We start from the raw sequence: 21,337 nt of genomic DNA on the forward strand, positions 1-21,337 counted from the left end.
AGTCTTTCTTCTATTATAAACTATTTCTGTCTATAAAAAATGGGCGCTCGTAAAACGAGCAAACCCATTTCAATTATTTATTGTCTTCTTTAGTAGCTGCAACTTCTTCTTTAGCTTGTCCAGAATTCTTCATGTAGTGAAGTATAAATGTTGCTCCAAATGCTACAACTAAAATAATGAAGAACACTGTATGGCTTATTTCAATATGAATGACAGACAATAACATTTTTGCTGCGATAATTAAGATTAAAATATATGCTGTCGTTTCAAGTTCTGGAATACGCTCTAACAATTTTAAGAATACACCAGCGATACCGCGCATCATTAAAATACCGAGCATTCCACCTAATAATAGAATCCAAACTTCATTTGATACACCAAATGCAGCAAGTACGCTATCTACAGAGAATGCGATATCCATTAATTCAACCATCGCAACTGTTCCCCAGAAGACACCAAACATTCTGAAGAGAACACTGTTTTGGTTCATACCATGAGCTTCCTCTTCTTCTGCATTACCTTTTCGTTTATCAATAAAGTATTTAACTGAAAGCCATGCTAAGTAAAGTGCACCTAACACTTTTACCCATGCTAATTTAATTAAGAACATTCCAATTCCAATTGCGATAAATCGAAATACATAAGCTCCAATAAGTCCATAGAATAATGCTTTTTTACGTTTTTCTTCCGGAAGGTGTTTTACCATTACCGCTAATACAAGTGCGTTATCAGCAGATAACAATCCTTCAAGTACAACAAGTGTACCTATTAATCCCCAAGATACTGGATCCTGCAACACTTTAATCCACATGTCCAAGTCGAAAAATTGAGCATACGTATCAAGGATTCCTTGCAAAATACTCATCTTACCTTTATCCCCTATTCTTTGCTAGATTTATAGAAAGGTCAAAAAAAGGAAACGAATATCGTTTCCTTCCTATGCATCCAAGCCATACGCTCTTACAAGCGCACCTAAGCCACCTTGGAATCCGCTTCCTACTGCATTAAACTTCCACTGTCCATTATGACGGTATAATTCACAAAAGACAACTGCTGTTTCAATGGAGAAATCTTCCCCTAAATCAAAACGAAGAACTTCTTCATTCGTTTCTTCATTCGCTAAACGAACGAACGCATTTCCTACTTGTCCAAAGTTTTGACTACGGCCTTCTGCATCATAAATTGTAACTGTAATAGCAATTTTGTGCACATCTGCTGGAACTTTCTTTAAGTCCACAACAAGTTGTTCATCGTCACCTTCACCTTCACCTGTGCGGTTATCTCCTGTATGTAGAACAGATCCACAAGGAGACTGTAAATTGTTATAGAAGATAAAATCAGTTTCCTTCGTACATTTTCCGTTCACATCTAATAAAAAGGCAGATGCATCTAAATCGAAATCAGCTCCACCATCATAAGATTTAATATCCCAACCAAGACCAATTACTGCTTTCGTTAAGCCAGGGCTTGTTTTACCTAAATCGATTTTCTGTCCTTTTTGTAACTGAATGGCCATGTATATTCACCCCTATATTTTAATCTTTAAAAATATATCCATTAGCAAATATATATTTACTAATGGATAGCTAAATCTATTACTCTACATCTAAACCGAAATTGTTACATAGAGACGCTAATCCACCTTGGAATCCACTTCCGATTGCATTGAACTTCCAGTCACCTGCATGGCGGTATAGTTCACCTACTACAACAGCTGTTTCAATAGAGAAATCTTCTCCTAAATCGTAACGAATTAACTCTGCATTCTTTTCTTCATCTAAAATACGTACGAAAGAGTTAGAAACTTGACCAAAGTTTTGGCTACGACCTTCTCCATCGTAAATTGTAATTGTGAAACAAATACGTTCGATATGTGCAGGTACATTTTTCAAATCTACTTTGATAGATTCATCATCGCCTTCACCTTCGCCAGTTCGGTTATCTCCTAGATGTTCTACAGCACCATTCGCACCTTTTGGGTTATTATAGAAAACAAAATCTTCTGCTCCTGAAACTTTACCGTTCGCACCTACTAAGAAAATACTAACATCTAAATCAAAATCAGCTTGTCCATCATAACGATTTGTATCCCAACCAAGTCCTACAAGAACTTTTGAAAGACCTGGATTCGTTTTTGTTAAGTCTACCTTTTGTCCTTTTTTCAATGAAATTGATGCCATACACAATTCCTCCTCGGTTTATTTTATTGATAACGTGATACAATCTCACTTAAGTTTTTATCTTGTGTGCCTTCCCCAACAGCTGAAAACTTCCATTCACTTCCGTGGCGATACATTTCACCTGCAATTAGAGTCGTTTTGCCAGCATAATTATCCGATAAATTATAGCGTGCGAATTCTTCACCAGTTTGCGGGTTTTGAATACGAATATATGCATTACGAATCATCCCGAAATCTTGACGACGATTTACACAGTCATAAATATTTACAACGAACACTAAACGATTAATACGGCTTGGAACTTTATGTAATTCTACGAAAATTGTTTCGTCATCACCAGCGCCTTCACCTGTTAAATTATCTCCTGAATGAATAATACTACCACAAGTAGAAAGCTTGTTTCCGAAGTAAACTAAATCGTTTTTATTTAAAAAACGATCCCCTTCTAACATAACAACAGATGCATCACAATCTACATTTGGTTTACTTCCAAATAATGAAGACAGAAACCCACCTGATTGCCCAATTGGATCCCAGCCTAAGCCAACCTGTAGTTTTGCTACTTTTGGTTGTCCTTTCGTTAAATCGATCTTTTGACCTTTTTCTAAAATAATAGGCATGCAGTTTCTCCCTTTCTACAAAGCATTTTCCAAATCGGAAAATATTGTATTCTTCCCTTATATTGTAGCATTATTTACCTAGTGATAAAAAGGATAAATTCTCAGTTATATGAAAACATTCATATAATTTACTTATGATGATGTAAGAAGTGGTAAATAGCACCAACCATTCCTGCACAATTACCGTTTTGCGCAAGTTCAATCTCACAATTACTATAAATCTCTTTATTTAAGTATTTACTGACCTCTTCTTTTACTTCTTTTAAAAACTCATTTCCTCTAGCGGTAATTCCTCCACCAATAATAATTGTTTCTGGATTAAAAATATAAGCAAGATTACTAATTCCAATCGCTAAATGTTTAAAGAACACCTCAACTACTTGCGTAACTTCCCTATCTCCTTTATCATACAGTTCGAAAATCGTTTTCCCATTCCAATCACCTTCTCCTTTATATTTTCGGACAAGATGAATTAACCCTGAAACGGAAGCGACCTCTTCAAACGCTTTTCCTTCTATTAACATATTTCCCCATTCACCAGCACTAAACGAATGCCCTCTATATAACTCTCCATCTATAAAAATTGCTCCTCCAATACCAGTTCCAAGGGTGAGCATAATAAAGTTTCCTTTCTCTCTTCCACTACCATTCCACTTTTCTCCAAACGCTGCACAATTCACATCATTATCAATGGATACAGGAACTTTTAATACCTCTTGCAATCTATTCATAATAGGAATCATACTATAGCCCGGAATATGATCCACACCTCCCGTCACAATCCCTTTATTAACGTCAACAATTCCCGCCGTACTAATACCAATTCCCCAAACCTTATGTTCCCCCATTAATTTTTTTGAGAAAAGAATGAGTTTTTGAATGATTTGTTCTCCGCCCAAATGAATTTCTGTTGGAACTGTTTTATGCTTTAGTACTGTTCCCGTTTCTGAAACAATTCCATATTTAATGTGTGTACCACCAATATCAAATGCAATATACTCTTTCATCTGCTGTCACTTCCTCTACTGTAATGGGTGTAAAATTCCCACTACTTTACTATTATAAAGAATTTACACTAACTCTTTTCTCTCTTTAGAAATACACCACCTTTTTCTATATATAGTTTTTTTTGTATAAAACTCTTTTTCCTATGAAATATTACAAAGGGATGTATTTTAGATGGAATATTAATTTTTCAGGAGGAAATCAATGACGAAAATTTTTATTTTAGCATCAACTCTTTCTTTATCTTTTTTTAGTGGTTTAAATATTGGTAATGCAGCAACAGAAAACTTCTCTCCAGTAACAAATGCGATTGTACAAAATAACGATCATTTCGCAGAAGGTAACTCAAAAGATAATAATAAACCACCAGGAAACGGTGGTTCTCAGGACGATAGTGGTTCTGGTGGCAATGGTTCCGGCGGTAGCGGTTCTGATGGCAGTGGTTCTGGTGGCAATGGTTCTGATGGCAATGGCTCTGGCGACAACGGCTCTGGCGGCAACGGCTCTAGCGACAACGGCTCTGGCGGCAATGGCTCCGGCGACAACGGCTCTGGCGGCAATGGCTCGGGTGGCAATGGCTCTGGCGGCAACGGCTCTGGCGGCAACGGCTCTGGCGGCAACGGCTCTGGCGGCAATGGCTCGGGTGGCAATGGCTCTGGCGGCAATCGTGGTAAAGGCGATAGCAGTTCTCAAGGGGGAAATGACTCTCATGGAGGTAATCGTGTTAAAGGCGATAGCAGTTCTCAAGGAGGAAATGGCTCTCAAGGTGGCAATAGTTCCCAAGGTGGTAACGTAAAAGATAACGCGAAAAAACAAGGCGATAAGTTACCGAATACTGCAACACATTATCCTGCATCTATTTTAATGGGACTTTCAACATTCCTAATTGGTATGTTACTATTCATTCGCCGTAAAAACGCAAAATAAAAACATATCCTTCCATCTTAAAAATACATGAAACAAATTGTAAAACTAAAAAGGACTTTGGATTGCATTTTATTATGCAGCCTAAAGTCCTTTTCATCCTTTCTATCCAAAAGAGCATTAATACGCTTTTCCCCAATACACCATTTGTTTCGCTTCTTTACCACAACAAATACATTCATCAGCTAAATGCTCTTGCTCAAAAGGCATACAGCGAGAAGATACTCCGACTTCTTCTTTTAATTTCTCTTCACAAGCTAGTTCCCCGCACCACATCGCCTTAATAAATCCTTGCTTTTCATCAGCTACTTTTTTCATCTCTTCAAACTTCGTCACACTATACGTATTTTCATCACGAAATACTTTTGCTTTATTAAATAAAGAGTTATGAATTTCCTCAAGTAGTGCTGGAATACGTTCTTCTAATTGATCCATTGATATAAACTCTTTTTCTTTCGTATCTCTTCTTACGAGTACAACTTGATTCTTTTCAATATCTTTAGGACCAACTTCTAATCGAATTGGAATACCTTTCATTTCATACTCATTAAATTTCCAACCTGGTGTTTTATTACTAGCATCTATTTTTACTCGTGCAACCTTTTGAATATGTCCTTGTAACTCTATCGCTTTCGCCAAAACTCCTTCTTTATGCTGCGCAATCGGTACAATAACAACTTGCACTGGTGCAACTTTAGGAGGCATTACAAGCCCATTATTATCACTATGAACCATAATCAGTCCACCTATCATTCTCGTTGATACGCCCCAAGATGTTTGGTGTACATATTGCCACTTACCGGTACGATCTAAAAATTTAATATCAAATGCTTCAGAGAAATTCGTTCCAAAGTTATGGGATGTTCCTGTTTGAAGTGCTTTCCCATCATGCATTAAGCTTTCAATCGTATAAGTTGCCTTTGCTCCCGCAAATTTTTCTTTTTCTGTTTTTTGTCCTTTAATTACCGGTATCGCTAAATAGTCTTCACAGAAAGAAGCATATAGATTTAAAATATTTAATGTTTCAGCTTGAGATTCTTCTGCTGTTTCATGAATTGTATGTCCCTCTTGCCATAAGAATTCCGTTGTGCGAAGAAATGGCCTCGTTGTCTTTTCCCAACGAACTACTGAACACCACTGATTATATAACTTTGGCAAATCATTATAGGATTGCACAATTTTTGAAAAGTGCTCACAGAATAAAGTTTCAGATGTAGGGCGTATACAAAGTCTTTCTGCTAATTTTTCATCCCCCCCATGTGTCACCCATGCTACTTCAGGAGCAAATCCTTCTACATGATCCTTCTCTTTTTGTAATAAGCTCTCTGGGATAAACATTGGCATATACACGTTTTCATGACCGGTTGCTTTTAACTTCTCATCCATAACTTTCTGCATATTTTCCCATAAGGCATAGCCGTACGGACGTAGAATCATACACCCTTTTACACTTGAATAATCAACAAGTTCTGCTTTTTTTACAATATCTGTGTACCACTGTGCAAAGTCCTCTTCCATCTTCGTAATCGCTTGTACTTGTTCTTTTGCCATAGTCAGTCTTCCTCCTTCTAGAAAATACAAAAAAGCCCGCGTCCCTAAATAGGGACCGAGCTTTGCCGGCGTTACCACCCTGATTCATGCACAAAATTGTGCATGCTCTCTTTTTGATAACGGGAAATTCCCGCTGCATATGCAGAACGCAAAGGTAGGTTCCATGTTGTCTTTTTAAGAATCTTTCAGCCTGACGGATTCTCTCTCTGCTAAAAAGGTTGAACATATACTAGTCCTTTTTCATCGTTATAACAAAATAAATTTGTTGAATATCATAATATAAATTTCACTTCAAAACAAGAGTGAATTTTCTTATTTTTATATATTCTTTTCATTTTTTACAGTTTTATACGTAGCTTTTTCGTGATATTTTTAAAAGTTGATGTGCAATCATACCAATAAGTGTACCAAGTAGGACGAAGAAACCAATAAACCCATACCCCATTCCTTCCCATCCACCAATAACCATCATTGTAACAGGAAAGGATGCTAAACAAAGAAGTATTAGACTAAGTGCAAATATAATATCGAACTGCTTGTCTGGAAACCGTTTCTTTAGTAAATACGAAATAGCAAATACAAGGATAATTGTGATTCCGCCAATGATGTAAAATATACCAAATCCATCTAACCAGTCCATACCATTCCCTCCTTCCATAGATTCCCTTATACTTATTATATGTTCAACTTTTCTGAAAATAAATAATAAATTTTATTTAAAAACATATTTTTATTACTAGGTATTAATAGTAGTATATAGTAATAGGTTTTATATAATTAGGAGGATTACTTTATGGATAAAGCATTAACGAATCGTGTCATCATTTTATCATTCGACTGTTTATCAGCTTTAGATTTTCCTATACTACAAAAATTACCTCACTTCCAATCTCTAATCAAAAAGGGTACGGTTGTCGAAAAAGTAGAACCAATTTATCCTTCTGTAACATACCCAAGTCACTCAACAATCGTAACTGGTAATTACCCTAATAAACATGGTGTTGTTAGCAATACGTTACTTCAACCTGGACGTGAATCACCCGATTGGCATTGGTACCGAAAATCAATACAAGGAACAACGTTATATGATGAAGCACATAAAGCAAATTTAAAGACTGCTGCCCTTCTATGGCCTGTTACCGGCAGAGCAAATATTGATTACAATTTACCAGAAATCTTTCCAAATAGACCGTGGCAAAATCAAGTTTTAGTTTCATTATTTAGCGGTAGCCCGCTATATCAATTAGATTTAAATCGTCGTTTCGGCCATATACGAAATGGATTGTCACAACCTGAACTCGATGATTTCGTCCTTGCTTCTACTGTGCATACAATCCAGACGAAAAAGCCTAATGTCATGTTTGTACATTTCACCGATTTAGACACCCAAAGACACTATCACGGCTTTGAATCCAAAGAAACAATAGCCGCAATTCATAGACATGATGAGCGACTAGGGAAAATTATTCAAGCTTTAAAAGACAGTGGACTATACGAAGAGAGCACTATTATCGCTCTTGGTGATCATAGCGCTTTAAGTGAAAACAAAGCCATTCAATTAAATGTACTATTTCATCAAAAAGGGCTTATCTCTATAAATTCAAAAGGAAAATTAGTAGATTGGAATGCTTATTGCCAAAGTTGCGATGGGTCCGCCTATGTATATGTGAAAGACAAAAACGATACTGATACAATTCGAGAAATACAACTACTCCTTGAAGAACTGCTTCAAAATAAACAAAACGGTATTGAATTTATACTTCATGATGAGGATGCGAAGGAATGCGGTGCAGATGGTAATTGTTTATTTATGTTGGAAGCACGAGAAGGATATTATTTCACTGAAAACTATACAGGAGATTTTATAAAAGAAATTACTGAAAAAGATGTTACGCCTAGTAAAAAATATACATTTGGTACGCATGGATACTCTCCAACAAAACCTAACTATGAAACAATTTTTATAGCTGCTGGGAAAGGAATAAAAAGCGGCATTACCATACCGTATATGAGACTTATTGATGAAGGCCCAACTATCGCTAGACTACTCGGTTTACACTTAGGTGAAACAGACGGATCAATTGTAGAGGATTTACTCCAATTGTAAAGAACTGTGTATATATGTAAAAGTTATGTAAAAATCATCACTGTTTCTCTTTTTATAATTTTTATTTTTGTACACTGTTAGTAGAACAAATTTAAGGGGGAACATTATATGAAAAAAATGTCCAGACAAGAAAAAAGCTGGATATTATACGATTGGGCGAACTCCGTATATTCGCTCGTCATTACAACTGCATTATTTCCAATTTACTTTAAAGCAGCTGCAAAAGAAGCTGGACTATCTGGGGCAACTTCAACAGCATATTGGGGATATGCAAACTCGTTCGCAACACTTTTAATTTCTATACTTGCTCCTATTCTCGGCACAGTTGCTGATTATAAAGGATTTAAAAAACGATTTTTCACATTCTTCTTTGGACTCGGTATCGTATTTACAAGTATGCTAGCAGTCGTCCCAACATCTCAGTGGTACTTATTACTAGGATGCTATATGCTCGCATTAGTCGGTTTTGCTGGAGCAAATATTTTTTATGATGCATTTTTAGTAGATGTCACTTCTGAAGATAGAATGGATCGAATTTCTACGAGAGGTTTCGCCTCAGGCTATATTGGGAGTACTATTCCATTTATCGGTTGTATCGCTCTTATCATTCTTGCTCAAAAAGGAACTATCCCTTTATCAGTTGGCATTGCTAGTCAAATTTCATTCGCAATAACAGCTCTTTGGTGGGGATTATTTACAATTCCAATGCTAAAAAACGTAGAACAAACGCACTATATTGAACGTCACCCAAGACCAATTACAATGAGCTTCAAACGCCTTGCTGATACTTTTAAAAATATTAAAGAATATAAAACGGTCTTTATGTTCTTAATTGCTTACTTTTTCTATATTGATGGGGTCGATACAATTATTACTATGTCCACCGCTTACGGAACAGACCTCGGTATTAGTGCAACAAATCTATTAATCATATTATTCGTCACACAAATTGTAGCTTGTCCATTCGCTTTATTGTACGGAAAACTATCGGAGACATTTACCGGTAAAAAAATGCTATATGTCGGTATTATTATTTACATCATTATCTGCATATATGCTTATTTCTTAAAAACGACACTCGATTTCTGGATTTTAGCAATGTTAGTTGCTACTTCTCAGGGCGGGATTCAAGCACTTAGTCGTTCCTATTTTGCAAAACTAGTACCTAAAGAATCTGCAAATGAATTTTTTGGATTTTATAATATATTTGGCAAATTTGCCGCGATTATGGGTCCAGTATTAGTCGGTGTTACAACGCAATTAACAGGAAAAACAAATGCTGGTGTTCTTAGTATTATTGTGTTGTTTATTATCGGTGGATTTTTATTAACTAAGGTCCCTGAAAATAATACATCTGTTACACCACCTAATCCGAAAACTAAAACGCTATAAGAAAAAGATCCTCTTCATGCAAGAAGAGGATCTTTTTTATCTATAACGTCTTACAATTAAAAACTCAACAGCCGGCTTTACAACTATCGCAGCACATAACGCAAACAATAACGGTATGTTATGAAAATCAATCCATCTATTAAACCCTACCGATGCGAAAAACAAGCCAAAAATTAATACAACGAGTACATAATATGTAACATTGGCACTTGTTTTTAATACATGTTTTTCTAAATCATCTTTCTCCTCAGTATCCCCTTCGACGCTATGTGATGCCAAACTTTTAAATAGATAATGTAACGCGATGCTACAAATAAATAGTGCATACCAGTTTACTTGAAGTTCAGTTAACCAATAGTAAAGTGCATACACTAACGTACCTATAGCAACTAATATAGTAACGAAAAGGCTTATCTTTTCTTTCCCCAACAACTACTCCCCCTACTGCTTGTACAAAAATAGTTTATCAACAGTTGTTCCTAATACTTCCGCTAAACGAAAAGCTAACGCTAAGCTTGGATCATATTTATTATTCTCAATTGCATTTATCGTTTGTCTAGAAACCTTACATTTATCAGCTAATGCGCCTTGTGAAATATTATTTTCAGTGCGTAATTCATAGATTTGATTTTTCACACCATTTCTCCTAACCTGTAAAATCGTTTTTACATCATCAGTATATAATTGGCTCATATAGTTGTCAAAAGTTCGCCAAAGAAAAAGTGAGCACTTCTGCTCCCTTACAATAGTTATTTCGACGCTAACGAATTTGTTAGTTCCTCTTTATTAGTGACATCTTCTTTCTTTATTTGCATGCGTAGAACTGGCCCTATTGCTAATAAAATAAGTGCCATTGCTATACAAAACACAATAACTAGTGATGTCATTTCCTTTAATCCTCCAGCTAAAGCAGTACCAATTAGCATAGCTCCCATAAACAGCGGTAAAATCGTCCCATTTACTCTTCCAACCATATTTTCTGATACAAGTTGAATCATAAGCGTACCGACAACGATATTAACACAGGCTAAACAAATACCTGTTCCAAATCTCATGAAACTAGTAATCCAAAATGATGTAGATAGCCCTTCTACTAAAAATGACATCGCTAATATGCCCATACCGAATACGAACATTTTTTTCGGGTTCACTTTTGAAGCGAAAATCGCAGCAACAATACCACCAATTAACATACCTATTCCATCAGCTGCAGCTAAATATTGAACTGCTTCCTTTTCCATTCCAAGGCGTTCTATTACAAGAAACACTTCTAATGGCGTTGTTAATCCAACAGCTAAGCCTATAATGGTGAAAGTAATTGTAATCATACGTAAATTTTTCGTATGAAGAACGTATTTCCACCCTTCTTTTATATCATTTTTTAATGAATCTCTCGCCACTTGCTCTTGTTCAACCCATTTCGGTAAAAATGAAAGAGCGATAGCAGATAACAAAAATAAAATGATTAAGCTATATAGTGACGTAAATAAACCAAGTTGTGTATACACAAGTGATCCTACCACTGGTCCAAAAATCATAAATAATGACTGTAATGTTTGGTTAAATGCAATCGCATTCGCTACCTGTTCTTCCTTTACGTAGCGCTTAAATATACGCGAAGATGATGGCTGAGAGAACTGGCCTACAATCGCTGAAATGAGTGTTGCAAAAAATATAGCCTGCCAATAATCCAGTTTTAACAACAGGACAATTCCTATAATAGACATTACACTTAATACATCTCCAGCGACCATTGTTCTTTTCGGATTCCAGCGATCAGCTAGCGCACCACCGATAAATGAGAAAATAAAAATAGGTGCATATTCCATAACCGATAACAATGAAACGGAAACTGGATCATTATTCGTTCGCTCCATTATGAAATATAGAAGGGCCATATTTCTGATCCAAATTGCAAATTGTTGTAAAATATCAGACGCCATAACGAGCATAAATGCTCGGTTTTTAAATAAAGCGTTCATTTTCATTCCCCTTTCATAAACCGACCGTTCGGTCTAATTTATTTTATAGAAAAGCAACTGACTTATTATTCAGCTGCCATTCCTTTTAACAATACATCTATTGCCTTTTTATAAATACGTTTCAACTCTTTATAATCTAACTCGTAGTAAAGTACTCCAAGCCCTGATAATAATCCATTCACAATATACATAAGATCGCGCGTATTATCTTCACGAAACTCTCCAGACTGTATGCCTGCTTCAATTAGTTTCTCAAACATAACATATGATTCTCTAGTTAAAGCTAATAGTTCATCCAAAATCTCTTTACTTACAACTTGGCTCATAGAGAATTCCTCTATTGCATTTGAAATTGGTTGCTGTATGTCCTCTACATGATATTCCGCGAGACCATATAATTTTTCAGTATTCGTACTATACGACTTCTCTTTTTCATTCCATTTTTCAAGCCAATCATACGTATGCTGTTTTACCACAAATAAAAATAATTCTTCTTTACTTTTAAAGTGATAATAAATACTTCCTTTACTTCGTTCTGTAATTTCACAAATCTCTTCCATAGATGTAGCTGCATAGCCCTTCTGTGAAAACAGACTTTCTGCTTTATATGCAATTTCTTTCTTTATCTCTTCTGCACTTCTTCTCATATTCACACCTCTTTAAACCGACCGTTCAGTCTAATGATAACAAATTAAAAACCTCTATTACAAGAGGCTATATTCCTTATTTAAGAAAACGTACTTTCAAACCACGTTCGAATCATGTGTATGATTCCAATTTTAAATCCTAATTTACCAAGAAATACGCCTCCCGCAGCTAATAAAAATAACATTACTTTCCCCTTGTTTTTCACTTTCGGCTCCCTTTTCATTTCCATTCCCCTTAGTATGTTAAAAGTATTTAATCAAACGTTTGTTTAACTGTTTTTATGCATATGTAAGCCAACTAATCAAACGTTTGTTTAAAAAGAAATACGCCTATATAAGGCGCATTTTCATCAATCACCGCCACCACCGCAGCTTCCCCCACTATCTCCACCAAAAGACCCTCCACAATCATGTGAACCTCCATCATGCGAGCTATCATTATCAGATCCAGCAAAGAAAAATAGCGGTGATGAGTTGTTAGATGAATTATGAATGTTATTTTGTTTTGTAAGATTTACCTTCTTTTTGTTTGATCGAACTGCTGTTAAGATTGTTCCAACTACAACAAATAATAGTATGACAATAATAAATTCCATATAAAAGCCTCCCTTATTCCTCGAATAATTGAATGGTTCTCTCTAGATTTTCAAGTGAAATGAAGCGCGATTCACGAAGGATCTCTTTTCCATTATAAAATAATAAAACGGTTGGTCCTGTAAATACTGCATATCGTCCCGCAATCTCTTGCATGTCTTGTAGTAATATTTCTACTTTCTCTACGTAATCATAATTCTCTAATACGCTATTTACTTTTCTTAGCATAACATCACAAACACCACAATTTTCTGTTTTAATAAACAGAAGTACTAATTGTTGTTCTTCAATATATGTCGCTAATTCTTCAATCGTTTCAAATGTATTCATCTTATCCCTCTTAGCGTAATTTACGAAATACTTTATCTTGATACATACGAAAAGCTGAACTATCTTTAATCTTTCTCTTTTCCATTACCTGCTGAAAACGAAGCGTTTTTGCTGTTAACTCTTCTTGTAATTTTTTTCTCTCTTCTTCATCATAACAGCAAGCAATTAAGTCTTCTATTTTTAATATATCTTTTTGTAGTTCCATTTCTGGTGGAATCATTCCCGCATTTTTTAAAATTTTATAACTCATTCTAAGTTCTGGAGGTACCATTGAAAGGTCTTCTAATTGTAGTGGTTTTCCTTTTCCCGGAATATGATCAAGATCTCCATTCCGTATTGCTTGCCGAATTTTTTCTTCAGCAATATTCAAAAACGCATCCACACCATTCGCTCCTTTACATATTTTTACTATTATTTTACATGATATTTTCTCAACTTGCTATGCCATTACAAGTTGAACTCATACAATTTTTTCTCAAATTTAATTACAAGGAGCCTTTTCCTCCCTAATCAATATTTTATTTTCATATGCAGTCTGTATTAGAGCCATTTAATATTGAGAAAATCTTTTCGAATCAAATAAAGCGTTTACATCAAATCTTACATTTGCTACGATTTAATCACCCCAGCTCCCTTGTATAGACTTCGTGATGTCTGATCATTTTCATCTAGACGTTTCATACGTCTAGATTCATTGTGATTTATTGGCGCATGCCTTTAAATATATCTTTTACTTTGAAAGGAGAAATGACTATGAAATCAAAAAAATTTACACTGCTATTACTATCCCTACTACTCTTCTTACCTCTTTTTCTCACAAACTTTATTACTCCAAATGTCGCATTAGCAGATTCACCAAAGCAAGGTCAAAAAATTGTTGGGTATTTTCCTTCATGGGGGATTTACGGACGTAATTATCAAGTTGCAGACATTGATGCATCAAAGCTAACTCATTTAAACTATGCTTTCGCTGATATTTGCTGGAATGGAAAACATGGAAACCCTTCTACTCACCCCGATAATCCAAATAAACAAACGTGGAACTGTAAAGAATCTGGTGTACCACTGCAAAATAAAGAAGTCCCTAATGGTACTCTCGTACTCGGTGAACCATGGGCTGATGTCACAAAATCTTATCCTGGCTCAGGTACAACTTGGGAAGATTGTGATAAATACGCACGCTGCGGAAATTTCGGCGAACTGAAACGATTAAAAGCTAAGTATCCTCACTTAAAAACAATTATTTCCGTTGGTGGCTGGACTTGGTCTAACCGCTTTTCTGACATGGCCGCTGATGAAAAAACAAGAAAAGTATTCGCTGAATCTACAGTCGATTTCCTACGCGAATATGGATTTGACGGCGTTGATTTAGATTGGGAATATCCGGGCGTAGAAACGATTCCTGGTGGTAGTTATCGTCCTGAAGATAAGCAAAACTTCACCCTACTCCTTCAAGAAGTTCGAAATGCATTAACGAAAGCTGGTGCAGAAGATGGTAAACAATATTTACTAACAATTGCATCAGGTGCAAGCCAACGTTACGCTGATCATACAGAGCTAAAGAAAATCTCTCAAATACTGGATTGGATTAATATTATGACATATGATTTCCACGGTGGATGGGAAGCTACTTCTAACCATAATGCAGCTCTATACAAAGATCCAAATGACCCAGCAGCGGATACGAATTTTTACGTAGATGGTGCGATAGACATTTATACAAATGAAGGGGTTCCAGCTGATAAACTCGTATTAGGTGTACCTTTTTACGGACGCGGATGGAAAAATTGCGGAAAAGAAAATAACGGCCAATACCAACCTTGTAAGCCAGGTAGTGATGGAAAACTCGCTTCTAAAGGAACTTGGGATGATTATTCTACCGGTGACACAGGTGTGTACGATTATGGTGATTTAGTAGCTAATTATGTTAATAAAAATGGTTTTGTTCGCGGATGGAACGATGTGGCGAAAGTACCTTATTTATATAATGCAACTACAGGTACATTTATTAGCTATGATGACAACGAATCTATGAAATATAAAACAGACTATATAAAGACAAAAGGTTTAAGTGGTGCAATGTTTTGGGAGCTTAGTGGTGACTGTCGCACAAGTCCAAAATATAGTTGTAGTGGACCAAAATTACTTGATACGTTAGTAAAAGAATTACTAGGTGGACCTATTACTCAAAAAGATATTGAGCCACCAACAAACGTAAAAAATATTGCTGTAACAAATAAAAATTCAAACTCAGTTCAATTAAACTGGACGGCATCTACTGATAACGTAGGAGTTACGGAATATGAAATTACTGCTGGAGAAGAGAAGTGGAGTACAACAACAAATAGCATTACAATTAAAAACTTAAAATCTAATACAGAATACAAATTTTCAATACTAGCAAAAGATGCTGCTGGGAATAAATCACAGCCTACTTCTATTATTGTAAAAACAGATGATGCTAACACAACACCTCCTGGTGGAAATAGCAACGCTACCTTTTCAGTCACTTCAAATTGGGGAAGTGGTTACAACTTCTCGATTGTAATTAAAAATAGTGGAACGACCTCTATTAAAAACTGGAAATTAGAATTTGATTATAACGGCAATTTAACACAAGTTTGGGATTCTAAAATTAGTAGTAAAATAAATAATCATTACGTAATTACGAATGCAGGATGGAATGGTGAAATTCCTCCTGGTGGATCGATTACAATCGGAGGAGCAGGAACAGGCACTCCTGCTGAACTTGTAAATCCATCCATTAGCGAAAACTAAACGTAACTTCCAATAATTATTTCACTAAAGTTTGAATTTAGGTTTGATTCCTCTCTCCTAAATTCAAACTTTTAATTTTATGAAAAATCACAAATTAACATTATAATAACCTATTATAACTATATTTAGTTTACAATATGAAGTTCGTGTGAAGTTCACCTGAATTTTACATGAATTTCCTTTAAGCTCTATTGTCTTCCTATACTAATCACATTATCCTTTACATATAGGAATTATTTTCATTCCATTTCAAACTATCTATATATACATAAAGAAGGATAGTCGCCTATTAGGGAAAGGCATCTAGTATTATTATAAATATAAACATAACAAAAGAAAAAGCACGCTTATAAGCGCACCATAAGAGTGCTTCTTCATACAATTCTCATGTAAGAGTTCTCGAAAATCATGTTAATCACAAAGAAAAGGCATTAGCTTATACAAGCTAATGCCTTTTCTTTATTCATATTGTTCAGTATTCCATTCTTCTATATTCCATACTTTTGTTATCCATGCTTCATAGAAAGAAGGCTCATGTGATACAAGTAAAACGGTTCCTTTATATCGTTGTAACGCTTCCTGCAACGCCTTCTTTGTTTCTATATCCAAATGATTAGTTGGTTCATCTAAAATTAAAACATTGCTTTTCGTTACGATAAGTTCGCATAAACGTACTTTCGTTTGTTCCCCGCCGCTTAATAAACGAATAGGTTTTAATACGTGTTCTTCTTTCAATCCACATTTTGCTAATGCTTGGCGTACTTCTTTCCTTGTCATATCTGGTCGTTCTGCCCAAATTTTCTCTAATGGTGTTGTTTCTGAAGCAAACTCTTCCTGTGCAAAATAGGCAGGATTTACTCGCTCGCCAACAGAAATTGAACCACTTAGCGGTTTTATTTGACCTAATAATGTTTTTAACATCGTCGTTTTTCCAATTCCATTATGACCAATAACCGCTATCTTTTCGCCCTTTTTTACTTGTAAATTCAACTCTGGACATAACGGATCACTATAACCTATCCTTAGTTTCTCAGCTTGCAATATACGACTCACCGGCTCCTCATAAACATTGAAATCAAAACGGGATCGAGTTACATGAGTAACCTTTTCAACCCTTTGCATTTTCTCCAATACTTTCTCTCGACTTTTAGCCTGTTTCGCTTTTCGAATTTTATTTTTTTGAATAAATGTTTCTAACTGAGAAATTTCTTTTTGTTGTTTCGCATACGCCGATTGTAATTGTTTCTTTTGCACTTGATAACTTTGTACAAACTTTTCATAATTTCCTACGTATCGCTTTACTTTCCCTCCTTCTAGATGATAAATAACATTTGTAATACTGTTCAAAAATAGTTCATCATGCGAAATGATCACATAAGCTTTTTCATACAGTCTCAAATATGATTGCAACCATTCTATATGAGCTGTATCTAAATAGTTTGTTGGCTCATCTAGCAATAAAACATCAGCTTTTTCTAAAAGGAGCTTCCCAAGTAATAACTTTGTTCGCTGTCCTCCACTTAACTTTGAAACATCCTTTTTAAGCCCTATTTCAAATAACCCTAAACCGACTGCTATTTCTTCAATTTCTGTATGAATGTGATAGAAATTAGAGCTTTCCAATATAGTTTGTAATTCTCCATATCTTACTAACAGTTTTTCTATTTCTTCTGCCCCATCCATTTCTTCTGCAATTTTTAACATTTCGCGTTCAATCGCATACAAAGCCGAAAATGCACTTTGTAAATATCCTTCAATTGTGATCCCCTCTTGTAAATCCACATGCTGCTGTAAAAAACCTATCTTCACATGTGGAAACCATTCAATTTTCCCATCATCATGTATAAGTTCTCCTGTTAAAATCTTTAACAATGTTGATTTTCCAATTCCATTTTCCCCTACTAATCCAATATGCTCGCCCTTTAATAGTCGAAAACACGCATCATATAAAATGGTTTTTTCACCATACGAATGACTTAAATTTTCTACTGTTAATATACTCATTTTTTTCTCTCCTTTACTTATAGCTCATAAGCTAAATAGAGAGCGCAACAGTATAAAGCCTTATTTAATTGTGCATATAAAAAATGGGTAAGGTGAATACACCTTACCCATTACATATTATCGTAAGAAAGGATTAAGGTTCTTTACCTGCTGTCTTCAATTTAGCTTAATCGATAAAAATGGGCAGACTTCTCCCGTATCAAGCTAAAACCATTTGAAGAACAGTTGATAAAGTCATTTTATCCTTTCACTCCTTTAACATTTGTTATATTAAGAGTATAAACTACTCTGTTATATTCTATTCTCTACTTTTCCTTTTGTTCCTTCTCCCCTATAAAAAAAAGCCTCTTAACAGTAATCATACCAAAAACTGTTAAAAGTCTTTTTCTATTTTTTCATATAAGGAGCTAATACTCTCAAAATTTCTTCCTTATCCTTCTTTAACTCAAGTGATGTTAACATATCCATCGTTCTCGGCCTAGGTAATTTCACTTGTACCTCGCCAACTATTGATGCTGGTCTTTGAGATAAAATAAATACGCGATCCGAAAGTAAGATTGCCTCATCTAAGTCGTGTGTAACCATAATGATTGTTTGCTTCTCTTGGTGCCAAGAGTTTAAAAGCCAGCTATGTACTTCCATTTTTGTAAAAGCATCTAATTTACCAAAAGGCTCATCAAGTAACATAATTGGCTTTTCACATAAATATGTGCGCAGAAAACTAATTCTTTGACGCATCCCTCCAGACAATTCATCTGGATAATGGTCTGCATATTCATCTAGTTCAAACTGCTTTAATGCTTCCATTCCTTCTGTCAGCCTTTGTTTTTTCGGCTTCCCTTCAATTTCTAACGGAAGAATGATATTTTGTAAAGCTGATCGCCACGGTAGTAATAAATCCTGTTGCGGCATATAACTTACAACATCTTGCTCTTTCATTTGCTTATCGTTATACGTTACACTTCCACTTGTTGGATTTTCAATATTTGCGATCATATTTAATAGTGTGCTCTTCCCACAACCACTCGGTCCTACAAAGGAAACGAACTCTCCCTCTCGTATAGAAGCACTAATATTTGCTAATACATTCTTGCCATCGAAAGATTTCACAATATCTTTTATTTGTAATCCACTCATTTTTCACTTGGAAGGAACTCATTTGTAAAGGCATCTTTCACATCAATTTTCTTCTTAATAACTTTGTTATCATATAAGAAATTCATGTAATTCGTCCAAACTTCTTCCTTCTGTACTCCCCACGCTTTTGCATCATCTTGATACTTCGTACTTAACCATTTTTGACTTTCTTGTACTAAATCTTTATTTACATCTGGAACAGCTTTAATTAAAATATCAGCAGCTTTTTTCGGCTCTTTAATTGCAAAATTATAACCCTCTGTCGTTGCACTCATAAACTTTTTCACAAAGTCTTTATCTTGCTTCGTATGTTTTTCACTCGTAATCATAACAGGACTATAGAAATCAAGCGCTGGATCTAAGTCTTTCACCATAATCGTATTTAACTCTTTTCCTTGGCGCTTCGCTTCAATTCCATCCCATCCGTAATAAATCCATTCAAAGTCTGCATCACGACCAATTGATTTAAAGAAATCTGTTTGTCCTAAGATGATTTTTTCCACTTTATTATAATCAGCTTGATTTTTCTCCATGATTGTCTTTAATGTAGCTTCTTCCGCTGGTCCTCCCCAACCTCCATAACGTTTACCTTCAAAATCTTTCGGTGAAGTCATGTTATCTTTCTTAAGCGATGCAAAAGCTGAAGTGTTATGCTGAATAATCGCTCCTACAGATACAACAGGAATACCTTCCACACGAGCCAACGTTACATTTTCTTGTGCGCTTATTGCGAAGTCAGCTTTTCCTGAAGCTATCATTTGCTCCGCTGTCACATTATCACCAGGCTGAATAATTTCTACATCTAAGCCTTGCTTTTTATAATAATCTTTCGCTTGTGCTACATATAAGCCAGTATGATTCGTATTCGGAAACCAATCTAATACGACTTTTACTTTTTGATCTTTACTTGCACTTTCTTCTTTCTTCGCCGGATTACATCCAGCTACACCTACTGCTAATAAGGCAGCCAACATAACTTTTAAACCTTTTTTCATTTTCTGCCGTCCTTTCTATATATCCATGGTGCTGTTATTCTTGCCATAAACTCCACGATAAAATACAGACATAATGTCACCATTACAATAATTGCTGCAACACCAAATACTCGGGCTGTTAAAAAGGATTTCGTAGCCCTTGTAAGCATAACTCCTAATCCTTCACTGGCACCGAGCCATTCTCCAATAATCGCTCCCATTACGCTATATGTAACTGCAATTTTTAAACCGGAGAAAAAGTATGGAAGCACTGCTGGAAACTTTACTTTCTGGTAAACTTGCCATTTCGTTGCCTTCATCGTTTGCAACAACTTCAACATATTTTTATCTACCGTTTGAAAACCTTCTAAAATGCTAAGCGCAATCGGGAAGAAACAAACGAGTATGACTACCATTACTTTCGGTAGCATTCCATATCCAAACCAAATAATAAATAACGGTGCAAGTACAACGATTGGAATTGTTTGCGAAATAACAAGCAACGGATTTATTAAAATACGAAATAAAGGGATAACGTCCATAAGAATTGCAATGCTTGTCCCAATTAAAATCGCAAAGAACAGTCCAATTATAACCTCTTGCAGCGTCTGCATCGTATTCGGTAATAGTAAATCTTTCATTCCAATTAATTCTTGAACAATGGCAGAAGGCTTCGGTAAAATCCACGGTTCAATTTTAAATACTGAAACAGATCCTTCCCATATCGCAATGAGAAGGATAAGCCAAATTGCTGTAATTATTTTAGATTGCTTCTGGTTTTGCATATTCATCACGGTACTTCCAAACTTTTTCATCTATCGTTACACCAGTGCTTGGACGATAATGGATTTTAATAGAAGTAATCACTTCTTCTGCTCCAGCGTCCACACAAGCTTGTTGTGCACGTTTAATGATATCAAGAAGTACATCTAATTCTCCTTCCAGCGTCGTTTCCATTGCCCCTACTTCATAACGAACTCCCGATTGTTGTACAACCTCAATCGCTTTATCAACAACAGAATACACATCTTTATTCTTTGCTTGTGGTACTACTGAAAACGAAATTGTAACTTGTTGTGACATAATAAAATCCCCCTTATGAAATTAAATTT

24 protein-coding genes and 1 other annotated feature are annotated in these 21,337 nt (G+C 35.5%); of the genes, 4 read left to right on the plus strand and 20 right to left on the minus strand.

Going from position 1 to position 21,337, the window contains the following annotated elements; all coding sequences use genetic code 11:
- Positions 1–73 precede the first annotated feature (73 nt).
- The 5 genes from ACTFNE_RS19715 to ACTFNE_RS19735 form a co-directional block, all read right to left on the minus strand.
- A complete protein-coding gene (locus ACTFNE_RS19715) occupies positions 74–865 on the minus strand; it encodes a TerC family protein (protein ID WP_000025699.1) in 792 nt (263 codons plus the stop codon).
- A 72-nt stretch (positions 866–937) separates the two neighbouring features.
- Positions 938–1,516 carry a TerD family protein gene (locus tag ACTFNE_RS19720; RefSeq protein ID WP_001007531.1) on the minus strand — a complete coding sequence of 193 codons (579 nt, stop codon included), beginning with the start codon at positions 1,514–1,516 and terminating at the stop codon, positions 938–940.
- A 79-nt stretch (positions 1,517–1,595) separates the two neighbouring features.
- Positions 1,596–2,180, minus strand: coding sequence for a TerD family protein (locus ACTFNE_RS19725; RefSeq protein WP_000146722.1), 585 nt, complete (start codon positions 2,178–2,180; stop codon positions 1,596–1,598).
- Positions 2,181–2,203: 23 nt separating this feature from the next.
- Positions 2,204–2,800, minus strand: coding sequence for a TerD family protein (locus ACTFNE_RS19730; RefSeq protein ID WP_001121583.1), 597 nt, complete (start codon positions 2,798–2,800; stop codon positions 2,204–2,206).
- Between the two features lie 128 nt (positions 2,801–2,928).
- Positions 2,929–3,807, minus strand: a complete 879-nt coding sequence (locus ACTFNE_RS19735; protein ID WP_270705163.1) for an ROK family protein — start codon at positions 3,805–3,807, stop codon at positions 2,929–2,931.
- A gap of 202 nt (positions 3,808–4,009) precedes the next feature.
- Between ACTFNE_RS19735 and ACTFNE_RS19740 the strand changes: the two genes are divergently transcribed.
- Entirely contained in the window at positions 4,010–4,732 is a 723-nt protein-coding gene (locus ACTFNE_RS19740; RefSeq protein WP_270705162.1) for an LPXTG cell wall anchor domain-containing protein, read from the plus strand.
- A 117-nt stretch (positions 4,733–4,849) separates the two neighbouring features.
- On the opposite strand, the gene proS is transcribed toward ACTFNE_RS19740, so the two are convergent.
- Together proS and ACTFNE_RS19750 are read right to left on the minus strand one after the other, a co-directional pair.
- Entirely contained in the window at positions 4,850–6,280 is a 1,431-nt protein-coding gene (gene proS / locus ACTFNE_RS19745) for a proline--tRNA ligase (protein ID WP_001040954.1), read from the minus strand.
- 47 nt (positions 6,281–6,327) lie between these two features.
- Positions 6,328–6,533 (minus strand) — a binding site (T-box leader).
- 93 nt (positions 6,534–6,626) lie between these two features.
- Positions 6,627–6,920 carry a YesK-like family protein gene (locus ACTFNE_RS19750; RefSeq protein ID WP_000383851.1) on the minus strand — a complete coding sequence of 98 codons (294 nt, stop codon included), beginning with the start codon at positions 6,918–6,920 and terminating at the stop codon, positions 6,627–6,629.
- 153 nt (positions 6,921–7,073) lie between these two features.
- Here ACTFNE_RS19750 and ACTFNE_RS19755 point away from each other — a divergent pair, with 153 nt between their 5' ends.
- Entirely contained in the window at positions 7,074–8,387 is a 1,314-nt protein-coding gene (locus tag ACTFNE_RS19755) for an alkaline phosphatase family protein (protein WP_270705161.1), read from the plus strand.
- Positions 8,388–8,495: 108 nt separating this feature from the next.
- Positions 8,496–9,779 (plus strand): MFS transporter, encoded by a 1,284-nt coding sequence (locus ACTFNE_RS19760; RefSeq protein WP_270705160.1) that lies wholly within the window; start codon positions 8,496–8,498, stop codon positions 9,777–9,779.
- Between the two features lie 36 nt (positions 9,780–9,815).
- Here the strand turns inward: ACTFNE_RS19760 and ACTFNE_RS19765 are convergent, their stop codons facing one another.
- The 8 genes from ACTFNE_RS19765 to ACTFNE_RS19800 all read right to left on the minus strand — a co-directional run bounded on the left by ACTFNE_RS19765 (position 9,816) and on the right by ACTFNE_RS19800 (position 13,714).
- A complete protein-coding gene (locus ACTFNE_RS19765) occupies positions 9,816–10,208 on the minus strand; it encodes a hypothetical protein (protein ID WP_000514010.1) in 393 nt (130 codons plus the stop codon).
- Positions 10,209–10,220: 12 nt separating this feature from the next.
- Positions 10,221–10,472, minus strand: a complete 252-nt coding sequence (locus tag ACTFNE_RS19770) for a helix-turn-helix transcriptional regulator (protein WP_001996603.1) — start codon at positions 10,470–10,472, stop codon at positions 10,221–10,223.
- 56 nt (positions 10,473–10,528) lie between these two features.
- Positions 10,529–11,761: an MFS transporter gene (locus ACTFNE_RS19775; protein ID WP_046199038.1), complete on the minus strand. Its 1,233-nt coding sequence runs from the start codon at positions 11,759–11,761 to the stop codon at positions 10,529–10,531.
- Between the two features lie 65 nt (positions 11,762–11,826).
- On the minus strand, positions 11,827–12,408 hold the full coding sequence (locus ACTFNE_RS19780) for a TetR/AcrR family transcriptional regulator (protein ID WP_001254445.1): 582 nt from the start codon (positions 12,406–12,408) through the stop codon (positions 11,827–11,829).
- Between the two features lie 80 nt (positions 12,409–12,488).
- Positions 12,489–12,632 carry a hypothetical protein gene (locus ACTFNE_RS19785; protein WP_046199037.1) on the minus strand — a complete coding sequence of 48 codons (144 nt, stop codon included), beginning with the start codon at positions 12,630–12,632 and terminating at the stop codon, positions 12,489–12,491.
- Positions 12,633–12,758: 126 nt separating this feature from the next.
- Positions 12,759–13,004 (minus strand): hypothetical protein, encoded by a 246-nt coding sequence (locus ACTFNE_RS19790; protein WP_000394365.1) that lies wholly within the window; start codon positions 13,002–13,004, stop codon positions 12,759–12,761.
- Positions 13,005–13,017: 13 nt separating this feature from the next.
- On the minus strand, positions 13,018–13,332 hold the full coding sequence (locus ACTFNE_RS19795; protein ID WP_001091215.1) for a thioredoxin family protein: 315 nt from the start codon (positions 13,330–13,332) through the stop codon (positions 13,018–13,020).
- Positions 13,333–13,342: 10 nt separating this feature from the next.
- Positions 13,343–13,714, minus strand: coding sequence for a J-domain-containing protein (locus ACTFNE_RS19800; protein ID WP_046199036.1), 372 nt, complete (start codon positions 13,712–13,714; stop codon positions 13,343–13,345).
- 371 nt (positions 13,715–14,085) lie between these two features.
- Here ACTFNE_RS19800 and ACTFNE_RS19805 point away from each other — a divergent pair, with 371 nt between their 5' ends.
- Positions 14,086–16,110 carry a glycosyl hydrolase family 18 protein gene (locus tag ACTFNE_RS19805; RefSeq protein ID WP_046199035.1) on the plus strand — a complete coding sequence of 675 codons (2,025 nt, stop codon included), beginning with the start codon at positions 14,086–14,088 and terminating at the stop codon, positions 16,108–16,110.
- 459 nt (positions 16,111–16,569) lie between these two features.
- On the opposite strand, the gene ACTFNE_RS19810 is transcribed toward ACTFNE_RS19805, so the two are convergent.
- The 5 genes from ACTFNE_RS19810 to ACTFNE_RS19830 form a co-directional block, all read right to left on the minus strand.
- The gene (locus tag ACTFNE_RS19810) at positions 16,570–18,114 is read right to left on the minus strand and encodes an ABC-F family ATP-binding cassette domain-containing protein (RefSeq protein WP_046199034.1); all 1,545 of its coding nucleotides are present in this window, start codon (positions 18,112–18,114) and stop codon (positions 16,570–16,572) included.
- Between the two features lie 387 nt (positions 18,115–18,501).
- Positions 18,502–19,251, minus strand: a complete 750-nt coding sequence (locus ACTFNE_RS19815) for an ABC transporter ATP-binding protein (RefSeq protein WP_046199032.1) — start codon at positions 19,249–19,251, stop codon at positions 18,502–18,504.
- Complete coding sequence (locus tag ACTFNE_RS19820; protein WP_046199031.1) at positions 19,248–20,246, minus strand: ABC transporter substrate-binding protein; 999 nt, start codon at positions 20,244–20,246, stop codon at positions 19,248–19,250. The genes ACTFNE_RS19815 and ACTFNE_RS19820 overlap by 4 nt, the downstream gene beginning before the upstream one ends.
- Entirely contained in the window at positions 20,243–21,016 is a 774-nt protein-coding gene (locus tag ACTFNE_RS19825; protein WP_001057153.1) for an ABC transporter permease, read from the minus strand. Before ACTFNE_RS19825 ends, ACTFNE_RS19820 begins: the two co-directional genes overlap by 4 nt.
- Positions 20,988–21,308, minus strand: a complete 321-nt coding sequence (locus ACTFNE_RS19830) for an MTH1187 family thiamine-binding protein (protein ID WP_000082897.1) — start codon at positions 21,306–21,308, stop codon at positions 20,988–20,990. Before ACTFNE_RS19830 ends, ACTFNE_RS19825 begins: the two co-directional genes overlap by 29 nt.
- Positions 21,309–21,337: the final 29 nt, after the last annotated feature.

Origin of the sequence: Bacillus cereus group sp. MYBKT111-2, assembly GCF_051915205.1 — a bacterium.
Taxonomy (GTDB): Bacteria; Bacillota; Bacilli; order Bacillales; family Bacillaceae_G; genus Bacillus_A; species Bacillus_A paranthracis.